The organism is Paraburkholderia sp. GAS448 (genome assembly GCF_050435685.1).
Classification (GTDB): Bacteria; Pseudomonadota; Gammaproteobacteria; order Burkholderiales; family Burkholderiaceae; genus Paraburkholderia.
Window position 1 is genome coordinate 21669 of record NZ_JBNDKT010000057.1, and the last position, 10095, is coordinate 31763.

Sequence of the window (10095 nt, forward strand, 5' to 3'; positions counted from 1 at the left end):
AACAACGAAGACAGCAGGCCCGGCCGTCAAACGGCGAGTGCAGCGAAGTACGCAAGCGATTCAACTATCTCCATGAGAGAGAGACAAGCAAGATGTCAGCATCCATACCACGCAGGCTGAGAAGCCAGAAATGGTTCGACGATCCCTCGCACGCGGATATGACGGCGCTCTACGTCGAGCGCTTCATGAACTATGGCCTGACGCGCGAAGAACTTCAGTCGGGCCGCCCCATCATCGGCATCGCGCAAACGGGCAGTGACCTCGCGCCCTGCAACCGGCACCACATCGAACTTGCCGCACGTACCAAGGCAGGCATCCGCGACGCAGGCGGCATCCCGATGGAATTCCCGGTTCACCCGCTCGCCGAACAGAGCCGCAGGCCGACCGCCGCACTCGACCGCAATCTTGCGTATCTCGGTCTGGTCGAAATCCTGCACGGCTTTCCGCTCGATGGCGTTGTGCTGACCACCGGCTGTGACAAGACCACGCCCGCCTGCCTGATGGCGGCGGCGACCGTGGACATGCCCGCCATCGTGCTCTCGGGCGGCCCGATGCTCGACGGCTGGCACGAGGGCAAGCGCGTGGGTTCGGGGACCGTCATCTGGCATGCCCGCAATCTGCTCGCCACAGGGGAAATCGACTACGAGGGTTTCATGCAGCTCACGACCGCATCGTCGCCCTCGATCGGTCACTGCAACACGATGGGCACGGCGCTCTCGATGAACAGCCTGGCGGAAGCGCTTGGCATGTCGCTGCCTGGCTGCGCAAGCATTCCCGCAGCGTATCGCGAACGCGGCCAGATGGCTTACGCCACTGGCAAGCGCATCGTCGACCTTGTGCGCGAAGACGTACGCCCATCGCACATCATGACGAAGGCGGCGTTCGAAAACGCCATCGTGGTTGCCTCGGCGCTGGGCGCTTCGAGTAACTGTCCGCCGCACCTGATTGCGATTGCACGCCACATGGGCGTCGAGCTGAGTCTCGACGACTGGCAGCGCGTGGGCGAGCAGGTGCCGCTGATCGTGAACTGCATGCCTGCGGGCGAATATCTGGGTGAGAGCTTTCACCGCGCGGGCGGCGTGCCCGCCGTACTGCGCGAGCTGGCACAGGGAGGACTCGTGCACCGTGAGTGTCTGACCGTCTCGGGCCGTACCATCGGCGACATCGCAGCGGATGCGCCGGCGGCGGATCGCGACGTCATCAGGACGACGGATGAGCCGCTCAAACATGGCGCAGGGTTCATCGTGCTGTCGGGCAACTTCTTTGACAGTGCGATCATGAAGATGTCCGTGGTCGGCGATGCGTTCCGGCAGACCTACCTGAGCGAACCCGGCGAGGAAAATACGTTCGAAGCCCGCGCGATCGTCTTCGATGGTCCGGAGGATTATCACGCGCGCATCAACGACCCGTCGCTGGAAATCGACCAGCACTGCATTCTCGTGATCCGGGGTGCGGGAACGGTCGGCTATCCGGGCAGTGCAGAGGTGGTCAACATGGCGCCGCCGGCCGAGATGGTGCGCCAGGGCATCACGTCTCTTCCAACGCTCGGCGACGGCCGGCAAAGCGGCACTTCCGCGAGCCCTTCGATTCTCAACATGTCTCCCGAGGCGGCGGTGGGCGGCGGTCTTGGCCTGCTGCGCACGAACGACCGGATTCGCGTGGATCTGAATACGCGCAGCGTCAACGTGCTCGTCGATGCGGCGGAACTCGCGCGGCGCCGTGAAACCGCGACGTTCGACATCCCGCCCGCACAGACGCCGTGGCAGGAGCTGTATCGCCAGACCGTCGGGCAGCTCTCGACGGGCGGGTGCCTGGAACCCGCGACGCTCCATCTCAAGGTGATTGCCGAGCGAGGCGATCCGCGGCACTCGCACTAAACTCAAGGCGTGAAGCCGGGTTTGAGGCCCGGCTTTCCGGGTCTTCCAACTATTCAGAAACCATCCTTTCCTATGTCCACTTCTTCTCAACCCGGTTTCCTTCCAGACGATATCGACGACGCGCTGCTGGTGGGCCGGGTGTGGCGCAAAGCCGGGCGGCATGAAGGGCCGTCCGTGGTCGTCGTGCGCAGCGGCGAAGTGTTCGATATCACCGCCGCCGTGCCGACCACCGCCGACCTCTTCGAGCGCGCTGACCTGCTGGATATCGCGCGCACCGCGCCGGGTGAATCACTCGGTGCAGTGAGCGATCTCATTGCCGCCAACGTACCCGGCGCGACGCCCGCAGTGCGGCTGCTTGCGCCGTGCGACGTTCAGGCCATCAAGGCATGCGGCGTGACGTTTGCTGTGAGTCTCATCGAGCGCGTCATCGAAGAGCAGGCTGGCGGCGACCCCTTAAAGGCCAAGGAGGTTCGCGAGACGATTGCCTCGGTCATCGGCACGGATCTTTCGAAAATCGCGCCGGGCTCGGACGCGGCAATGAAGCTGAAGGCAGAACTCGAGCGCCGTGGTGCGTGGTCGCAGTACATGGAAGTGGGTATTGGCCCGGACGCAGAGGTATTTTCAAAGTCGCAGCCGATGTCGGCGGTAGGTTTTGGCGCCGGTGTGGGGCTTCTCGCCGCATCGACCTGGAACAACCCGGAACCTGAAATCGTGCTCGCGGTGAATAGCCGCGGCGAAGTGGTCGGCGCCACCCTTGGCAACGACGTGAACCTGCGCGACATCGAAGGCCGCTCGGCGCTCCTGCTTGGCAAGTGCAAGGACAACAATGGCTCGTGCGCCATCGGGCCGTTTGTGCGCCTCTTCGACGGCGCATTTACGCTCGACTCCGTGCGCAGTGCCAGCGTGTCGTTGCGTGTCGACGGTGCCGACGACGGCTTCGTGCTTGAAGGCGTGAGCCACATGAGCGAAATCAGCCGTGACCCGGCAAGCCTCGTGGCCCAGACCTGGGGCAGGCACCACCAGTACCCGGACGGCTTCATGCTGTTCCTTGGCACCATGTTCTCGCCCATCAAGGACCGTGACGCAAGCGGCGCAGGGTTCACGCATCACCTGGGTGACGTGGTGACCATATCGACGCCGCAACTGGGCGCGCTGACCAACACCGTCCGGCTGAGCACGGAAATCGAACCGTGGACGTTCGGTGTGCGCGCGCTGTACCAGAACCTGGCCGCCCGCGGCCTGCTCGATGCGGGCTGAGCGGTTGTTGCGCCACCCGTAACCGGGCCGCTTTTCCGGTCGCCCCGCCGTCACCGGTCTACCTGGTGTTCCCGGCAGGGGCTTCAATTCATATCGACTTGAGAACGACAGCATGAGCCAGTTTGCCAATTACATCGATGGCCAGTGGGTAGAAGGCGCGAGCGCTTCCCGCAACGTCAATCCGTCGAACCTCGACGACATCATCGGCGAGTTCGCCCAGGCCGACGCCGACCAGACGCAGCGTGCCATCAGCGCTGCGCGCAGGGCGTTTGCGCAATGGTCTATGTCGACACCCCAGCAGCGCTTTGACCTGCTCGATCAGGTGGGCAGCAGCATCCTCGCGCGCAAGGCCGAACTTGGCCGGCTGCTGGCGCGCGAAGAAGGCAAGACGTTGCCCGAGGCGATCGGCGAAGTGGGCCGCGCCGGGCAGATCTTCAAGTTCTTTGCGGGCGAAGCGCTACGCATCGGTGGCGAAACCGTGCCGTCCGTCCGCCCGGGCATGACAGTGGAAGTGACCAGAGAGCCGCTCGGCGTGATCGGTCTCATTACGCCATGGAATTTCCCCATCGCCATCCCCGCCTGGAAGATCGCACCGGCGCTTGCTTACGGCAATACCGTTGTGATCAAACCGGCCGACCTCGTTCCGGCCAGCACGTGGGAACTCGTCAGGATAATCGCGGAGGCTGGGGCGCCGGCGGGCGTGATCAACCTCGTCATGGGGCGGGGGGCCGTGGTCGGCGAAGCGCTGGTATCTTCGCCGGATGTCGACGCCGTGAGCTTCACCGGTTCTGTTTCGACCGGTCGTGCCATTGGCGCGAAGTGTTTCGCCTCGGGCAAGAAGTTCCAGCTGGAGATGGGAGGCAAGAACCCGATGGTGGTGCTCGACGACGCCGACCTCGACGTCGCAGTCGAAGCGTGCATCAACGGCGCGTTTTACTCGACGGGCCAGCGCTGCACGGCCTCAAGCCGCCTCATTGTTACCGAAGGCATTTACGACCGGTTCATCGACGCCATGAAAGTGCGCATGCGGGCCCTGAAGGTGGGCGATGCGCTTGATGCGGGCACACACATCGGCCCGGTCGTCGACGACAAGCAGCTTCAGCAGGACGAGCGGTATATCGCCATCGCTCGGGAGGAGGGCGGCACGGTCTTCGGCGGCGAGCGGATCGAGCGCGGTACGCGCGGCTACTTTCTGTCGCCGGCGCTGGTCACCGACACGACGCCCGCCATGCGCATCAACCGGGAAGAAGTTTTCGGTCCGGTAGCCTCGGTCATCAAGGTCAAGGACTATAACGAGGCGCTCTCGGTCGCCAACGACACGGAATTCGGGCTTTCCGCGGGCATCTGCACAACGTCGCTGAAGTACTCGAGCCACTTCCGTCGTCATGTGCAGGCCGGCATGGTGATGGTGAACGCAGCAACCGCTGGCGTGGACTATCACGTGCCGTTTGGCGGCCGCAAGGGCTCGAGTTACGGTCCGCGCGAGCAGGGCAGTTATGCGCGTGAGTTTTACACTGTGGTGAAGACGGCGTATGTGAGTCCGGGCGCGGTCTGATCTGTTTGTTGTAGTTCTTGCCGCGACAGGACCCTTTCAAGGGCGCTTGTGGAAATCATGGCAGAACGCCTGAGCGCTGGTCTCCCCTGGCGCACAAGACGTTCTGCCGTTTGCGTCAGTCGGTTTTAGCCGCGACTGCCAGCTTGTTCGCGGCCTCCTGCGCGGTTTCGCTGTCGTCATTCCAGAATTTGCCGATCACGTCATAGAACGCACCTTCCACGGAAGGTTTGTCGATCATGTCATGCGCCCACGAAGGCACCAGCGTTCCCTTGGCTCCAGCGCTTTTGAAATCGGCCTCGGACTTCTGTGCGCACGCATCGAACTTTGAAAGATCCATCCCCTGCCGGACCGGAATCGAGCCTTTGTTGAGGTTGAAAACTTCCTGGAATTGCGGGCTCAGCAGCAGGCTCGCGAGATCTTTCTGCCCTTTCTCGACGCCCGGGGTTTTCACCTTGAAGAACACGAAACTGTCGACGTTGAACGTGTATGCGTTCCGCGAGCCGGGCCCGGGCACACACAGATAGTCCTTGCCTGGCACCTTGTTGGCAACACTGAACTCGCCCTTCGCCCAGTCCCCCATGAACTGCATCCCGGCCTTGCCGCTGATGACCATGCCTGTCGCCATATTCCAGTCGCGGCCCGTCTGACCCTTGTCGGTATACGGTTTGATCTTCCTGAAGGTCTCGAGCGCCTTGACCATCGTGGGCCCTTTGAGCGTCGCCTGATCCAGTTGCACGAACGCCTTCCTGTAGAACTCCGCGCCTCCCACCCCGAGCGCCACTGTTTCGAACATCTCGGCTTGCTGCCACGACTGGCCACCAATTGCGACTGGCGTGATGCCCGCTTTCTGCAACGCGTCCGCGACCTTGAAGAAGTCGTCCCACGTCGAGGGCGGTTGCGCGTTGACCTTCTTCAGCGCGTCGGCGTTGATCCACAGCCAGTTCACGCGATGCACGTTGACGGGCGCCCCGACATATTCGCCCTTATATTTCATGATGCTCGCGATCTCCGGCGGCAGCAGTTTGTCCCAGTTCTCGCGTTTCGCCACATCGTCGATCGACAGCAGGACTCCTTCGTCGCCCCATTCCTGAATCGCCGGCCCCTTGATCTGCGCCGCCGCAGGCGGATTGCCCGAAATCACGCGCGTCTTGAGCGCTGTCATCGCATTGGCCCCGGCGCCCCCAGCGACGGCAAAATCGACCCACGTGTGGCCTTTCTGCTCCAGCATCTGTTTCAGCACTTGCGCGGACTTCGCTTCGCCGCCGGATGTCCAGTAATGCAGCACCTCTACCTGCGCAGCGTTCGCCGCGCTGGCCGCAAGCAATGCGGCACCGATCGCGAGGCTCATTCTTGCAGCTCTCAGGCCGTGTTGCGCGAGGCGCGCCGTTCGTCCGTTTTTCATCGTTTGTCTCCAGACGTCATGATTCGGTGTCGCGACACAGTGTCGATCGCCCGAGGGGCCGTTGCGGGGCAATCCGCAAGGCCAACCCGGGTTTCGCCCGCCCGCTCGATTTCTCGCGGCATGGTGACTGTCGAACGCATGTTAGCGCTACACACCCACGCCCGGCAAGGCGCGTGGCAACGAGAGCGCTTCGTCTTCCGCGAGCCCGGCAGGCCAGCCGACGGCGACGCAACGCGCCAGGCTGAGCCCGCCTGCGGTCCGTTCGCCCGTCCATGCCGGAATGCCGGGCGGAATGCCACGCGAAAAGGGCGGATTCCATCGCGGCTGCGCCTGGCGTTCCCTGCCGCTTTGGGTTATATATGCTGGAGCCCAGTCCTCACTGCCAGGTCCCCGAGCGATGCCCGATACCCCGATATCTGCTGCCGGCGCTGCCGAACCCCAAGCCGTATCCGTGCCGGTTACGAGAAGCGCGATCTTCATCGTCCTGACCGTCTCGCCTGACGCCGACAGCCACGCCGTCGTGCGCGCATGGTGCGCGGACATTGCCGCGCTCGTGCGAGCGGTGGGCAAGCGGGTCCCTTCCGCTGGCTTGTCGTGCGTGTGCGGTTTCGGCTCCGCCGCGTGGGACACCCTCTTCGGCGAGCCACGCCCAGCCGGTCTGCATCCGTTTCGCGAATTCGGCTCGGGCGAGCGCGTTGCTGTGTCGACACCGGGCGATATCCTGCTGCACATTCGCGCCGACCAGATGGACGTTTGCTTTGAACTGGCGACCCAATTGATGGACCGGCTCGGCGCCGCGGTGACGACCGTGGACGAAGTGCACGGCTTTCGCTATTTCGATCAGCGTAGCATCATCGGTTTCGTCGACGGAACGGAGAATCCGGAGGGTAACGAGGCAATCGCCTTCACCACGATCGGCGACGAAGATGGCGAATTCGCCGGCGGCAGCTATGTCCTCGTGCAGAAATACCTGCACGACATGGCCAGCTGGAACGCGCTGCCGGTCGAAACGCAGGAACGCGTCATCGGCCGCACAAAACTCTCCGACATCGAACTCGACGACGCGATCAAGCCAACCTCGTCTCACAGTTCGCTCACCACGCTCACGGAGAATGGCGAGGAAGTCAAAATCCTTCGCGACAACATGCCATTCGGGCGGCCGGGCTCGGGCGAGTTCGGGACGTATTTCATCGGCTATGCCCGTTCGCCGGCGCCGATCGAACAGATGCTGGAAAACATGTTCGTCGGCCGGCCGCCCGGCAACTACGACCGGCTGCTCGATTTCAGCCGCGCCGTGACGGGTGGCCTGTTCTTTGTGCCCTCGGCCCCACTGCTTGAAGCGCTCGCCGATCGCAGCCCGGCCGCCGCTGCGAGCACCGCAGGACAGTCCGAAGCCTTACCTTCCGCCAAGCCGGTCAGCGATGGGTCGCTGAACATCGGCTCTCTGAAAGGAGCACTCAAAAATGAATAACCTGCATCGAGAACTCGCCCCCATCTCCGCCGTCGCCTGGTCGCAGATCGAGGAAGAGGTCGCGCGGACTTTCAAGCGCTCGGTGGCCGGACGCCGCGTCGTCGATCTAAAGGGACCGGGTGGCGCCGACCTGTCAGCGGTCGGCACAGGTCACCAGTCAATCATCGCAGCCCCGCAGGAAGGCGTAAGCGCACGACAGCGCGAGGTGAAGGCGCTGGTCGAACTGCGCGTGCCCTTCGAGTTGCAGCGTGAGGCCATCGACGATGTCGAGCGCGGGGCGAACGACTCCGACTGGCAGCCGGCGAAAGATGCCGCCATGCAACTGGCCTATGCCGAGGACCGCGCCATTTTCGACGGCTACAAGGCGGCGAATATCGTCGGCATCCGCGAAGGCACGTCGAACCCCGTTCTCGCGTTGCCGGCCGAGCTAAGCGACTATCCGGCCGTGATCGCCAAGGCGCTCGAACAGCTGCGTCTTGCCGGCGTCGACGGCCCGTACTCGGTGTTGCTCGGTGCCGATGCCTATACCGCCGTGAGCGAAGCGAGCGATCAGGGTTACCCTGTGCTCGAACACATCAGACGGCTGGTGAATGGAGAGATCATCTGGGCCCCGGCCATCGACGGCGGCAGTGTGCTATCGACCCGCGGCGGCGACTTCGATCTGCATATCGGTCAGGACCTGTCGATCGGCTATCTTAGCCACACAGAAAACACGGTCCGTCTGTACCTGCAGGAATCGCTGACATTCCTGCTGTTGACCAGTGAGGCATCCGTCGCGGTGCTGCCGGAGTAACGGTTCTGTTGGGGCAGAAAGTTCGTGTGCGCTTTCATGCGTGTTGTCTTGTGCCGGTCGCCTCGCGTGCGACCGGCACGCCAGGGGCGAACCATTGCTCCGGTAAATTCGTGCTGGGCAGGCACGGTCCCCCAACAAATCTCATCGCGACAGATGCGTAATGGAGCGTGTGTCGCAGTCGCTTCCAGGGGCGCGCCGGACTGGGGCACTGAATGGTGCCCCCTTGGAGCAATGCCCGATCAAGCCTGACCGATTGTCCGTTCGAGCACGCGGATACGCGACATCAGTTCGTCACGGTCGACATAACAACCTTGCAGATGACGCTTGCCCGACGACGGATCGAACTCCGTGCGGGAATGCAGTACACGGCGGTTGTCAAATACCCACATGTCCCCTGCGCGCAGCCGCTTCACGATGCGAAACGACGGATCTCGCGTGAGTGCGACGAACCGTCGATAGGCGCGGTACAGTGCGGGCATTTCGTCCACCGGCGCATCGAACGGACCGCGCAGGAAATTTGCCACACGTAGTTCGATCACTTCGCCGTTGACGCCGAGTTGAATCAGCGGCGCCGTCCAGCGGTAGTCGGTCGCCTTGTCCTTGTTCCGGAATTCGAGCGGCAACGTGGTCAGGGTGTGAAACTCGTCCGGCCAACGTTCGCGCAGTGCGTGGGCGATCGCGAGCCCGTCCACAAAGATGCTGTCGCCGCCTTGCGCGTCGTTGACGAGGCAGTGCAGAAACTGTAGCCCCGGCTGTAACTCGCGAGTTGGAAGGTCCGTGTGCGGGGGCAAGTTGAGCGACGTGTATGCGTTGCTGTTTGCATCTGGCCTGGACTCGACGTTAAAGACCACACCGAAGTTGCTCTCGCGCACGAACGAAATGCGTTCGGCGAGCGTGCGCACGGTGCCACGCTCGACGGGTACGCCGGTGACGAGTGTCACTCCACGGGTGCCTAGCGCCCTGAGCCAGACGAGCAGCGCCGCATCGTCTTCCATTAGTGCTGCGTAGTGAAAGGTTTCGAGCGCACGCTGATAGTCGATGCCCCAGGTCTTCGCGATATGCGTCTGTGCGGCGCGTTCGACGCGAGATTCAGCGTCGTAGGCGTGAGCGCGTAACCAACCCGGCTCGAAGCGGCTGATATGTCCGTCCTGCCATTCGACGCACAGTTCGCCGTATTCATCGACAGCCGCATTCGCTGGCGTCCCTTGCACCTCTACATCGACGATCTCGAATACCTGTTCGCGGGTCATCTCATGCACACAGACGTTGCATGGACAATTGTCGCGCAACCACTCGAAGTGGAACGGACTGACCCGGCCGTCTGACCAGGTGAGGTCGATCTTGTCGGGTTTCGTGCGCAGTGTCTCGATGTGCTGGTCCGAATGGAAGATGCGCCAGTCGCTGATTCGCTTTTCGGTCGTATTCATCGCTCGCCCTGGAGTTGACCTGCTGGTTGAACTGCTCGATGCCGACATGGCGAAAAAATATCGCAGGCCATTTCGATGAAGGCGACCGCCAGCGACGCATACTTGCTCAGGTGCGACGCAGGAGCTGCGTATTGAATGCCTGTCCCTGGTGGATGACGAGACAGAGGCCGCGGTCAAAAATAAATTCCAGAATGTGCTTGACGATGTCTGAGCCGGTCCGCATAATTCGCCTCCCTTCTGATGAGGGGCGCGAAAAAAGCAGCTGCAAGGCAGCTGCTTGCCAAGCGGATCGATCTTTAAAAATTAACAGCCG

Annotated in this window: 9 protein-coding genes; 5 read left to right on the plus strand and 4 right to left on the minus strand. The window is 62.7% G+C overall.

What is annotated here, in order from left to right; translation table 11 throughout:
* The first annotated feature begins 92 nt into the window (after positions 1-92).
* The 3 genes from P3T23_RS43400 (at position 93) to P3T23_RS43410 (ending at position 4689) form a co-directional block, all read left to right on the plus strand.
* A complete protein-coding gene (locus P3T23_RS43400; protein ID WP_429322213.1) occupies positions 93-1877 on the plus strand; it encodes an IlvD/Edd family dehydratase in 1785 nt (594 codons plus the stop codon).
* 72 nt (positions 1878-1949) lie between these two features.
* The gene (locus P3T23_RS43405) at positions 1950-3134 is read left to right on the plus strand and encodes a fumarylacetoacetate hydrolase family protein (protein WP_429322214.1); all 1185 of its coding nucleotides are present in this window, start codon (positions 1950-1952) and stop codon (positions 3132-3134) included.
* Positions 3135-3246: 112 nt separating this feature from the next.
* Positions 3247-4689, plus strand: coding sequence for an aldehyde dehydrogenase family protein (locus tag P3T23_RS43410; RefSeq protein WP_429322215.1), 1443 nt, complete (start codon positions 3247-3249; stop codon positions 4687-4689).
* A gap of 115 nt (positions 4690-4804) precedes the next feature.
* On the opposite strand, the gene P3T23_RS43415 is transcribed toward P3T23_RS43410, so the two are convergent.
* Together P3T23_RS43415 and P3T23_RS43420 are read right to left on the minus strand one after the other, a co-directional pair.
* The gene (locus P3T23_RS43415) at positions 4805-6037 is read right to left on the minus strand and encodes an ABC transporter substrate-binding protein (protein ID WP_429322220.1); all 1233 of its coding nucleotides are present in this window, start codon (positions 6035-6037) and stop codon (positions 4805-4807) included.
* A 201-nt stretch (positions 6038-6238) separates the two neighbouring features.
* Positions 6239-6634 carry a hypothetical protein gene (locus P3T23_RS43420; protein WP_429322221.1) on the minus strand — a complete coding sequence of 132 codons (396 nt, stop codon included), beginning with the start codon at positions 6632-6634 and terminating at the stop codon, positions 6239-6241.
* Here P3T23_RS43420 and P3T23_RS43425 point away from each other — a divergent pair.
* Together P3T23_RS43425 and P3T23_RS43430 are read left to right on the plus strand one after the other, a co-directional pair.
* Positions 6543-7562: a Dyp-type peroxidase gene (locus P3T23_RS43425; protein WP_429322216.1), complete on the plus strand. Its 1020-nt coding sequence runs from the start codon at positions 6543-6545 to the stop codon at positions 7560-7562. The genes P3T23_RS43420 and P3T23_RS43425 overlap by 92 nt on opposite strands.
* A complete protein-coding gene (locus tag P3T23_RS43430) occupies positions 7555-8355 on the plus strand; it encodes a family 1 encapsulin nanocompartment shell protein (RefSeq protein WP_429322217.1) in 801 nt (266 codons plus the stop codon). The genes P3T23_RS43425 and P3T23_RS43430 overlap by 8 nt, the downstream gene beginning before the upstream one ends.
* Positions 8356-8594: 239 nt before the next feature.
* Here the strand turns inward: P3T23_RS43430 and P3T23_RS43435 are convergent, their stop codons facing one another.
* Positions 8595-9782 carry a TauD/TfdA family dioxygenase gene (locus P3T23_RS43435; protein ID WP_429322218.1) on the minus strand — a complete coding sequence of 396 codons (1188 nt, stop codon included), beginning with the start codon at positions 9780-9782 and terminating at the stop codon, positions 8595-8597.
* Between the two features lie 106 nt (positions 9783-9888).
* Positions 9889-10095, minus strand: a 207-nt coding sequence (locus P3T23_RS43440; RefSeq protein WP_429322219.1) for a hypothetical protein, incomplete at its 5' end; no start/stop codon positions are given.

What these genes read in the sequence shown, in the direction of transcription:
- P3T23_RS43400 (WP_429322213.1), top strand. Translation starts at nt 93, where the DNA reads ATGTCAGCATCCATACCACGCAGGCTGAGAAGCCAGAAATGGTTCGAC.
- P3T23_RS43405 (WP_429322214.1), top strand. Translation starts at nt 1,950, where the DNA reads ATGTCCACTTCTTCTCAACCCGGTTTCCTTCCAGACGATATCGACGAC.
- P3T23_RS43410 (WP_429322215.1), top strand. Translation starts at nt 3,247, where the DNA reads ATGAGCCAGTTTGCCAATTACATCGATGGCCAGTGGGTAGAAGGCGCG.
- P3T23_RS43415 (WP_429322220.1), bottom strand. Translation starts at nt 6,037, where the DNA reads ATGAGCCTCGCGATCGGTGCCGCATTGCTTGCGGCCAGCGCGGCGAAC.
- P3T23_RS43420 (WP_429322221.1), bottom strand. Translation starts at nt 6,634, where the DNA reads ATGTCCGCGCACCATGCGCGCACGACGGCGTGGCTGTCGGCGTCAGGC.
- P3T23_RS43430 (WP_429322217.1), top strand. Translation starts at nt 7,555, where the DNA reads ATGAATAACCTGCATCGAGAACTCGCCCCCATCTCCGCCGTCGCCTGG.
- P3T23_RS43435 (WP_429322218.1), bottom strand. Translation starts at nt 9,782, where the DNA reads ATGAATACGACCGAAAAGCGAATCAGCGACTGGCGCATCTTCCATTCG.